The sequence below is a fragment of the Chryseobacterium sp. 14P4.3.2 genome, assembly GCF_057799275.1.
The window spans coordinates 1-530 of record NZ_JBYOKO010000074.1 but is presented as its reverse complement, the minus strand read 5'-3'; the positions used below and the strand labels follow the sequence as shown (position 1 = coordinate 530).

The 530-nt window shown below is 39.1% G+C and carries 1 protein-coding gene; it reads right to left on the bottom strand.

Annotated features, from left to right (window positions below):
* The coding region (locus AC27VX_RS23855; protein WP_488698473.1) for an RHS repeat-associated core domain-containing protein at positions 1 to 530 on the bottom strand (530 nt) is incomplete at both ends.

The following is a 530-nucleotide window of genomic DNA, read 5'->3' as shown; positions in this document are numbered from 1 at the left end:
CAAAGTAGTAATATTAGCATCATATCTCCACTTTCCATCAAGTCCTCTGATCCAATCATCTGTTCCAAAACCAGAAAAATTAAGTCCTGTAAAGATATTCTCACCTGATGTTCCAGTTCCTGTTGACATCGTTGCAACATACATTTTAAAAGCAAATTGTGCTGCTTCTCCAGAAGCGAACATTGCATCATTTCCATCCGGATCAATGACCATAACAGGGTTATTGATCGCATAGTTATAAGGACTCAAAGAGCTGTATTTCTCAGACATGGTATCCATTACTCCCCATCTTCCCAGATCAGGCATCATCATCCTTGCTCCGTAATCATACATTCCCGTCTCTTGTAATTCCTTTCCGTTGTATTTGTAACTATAGAAACTACCAAAGTTAGAAGTACCAAACGACCCTGAGATATGGTTTAAACCAAAAGGATAGTAATTGTTGGTGTCAATAATTTCAGGAGCGCCTGCGCTGTTTTTAGCAAAGATTACTCTTACTGAACTGCCTTCGCAGTCTTCGTAAAAGTTTC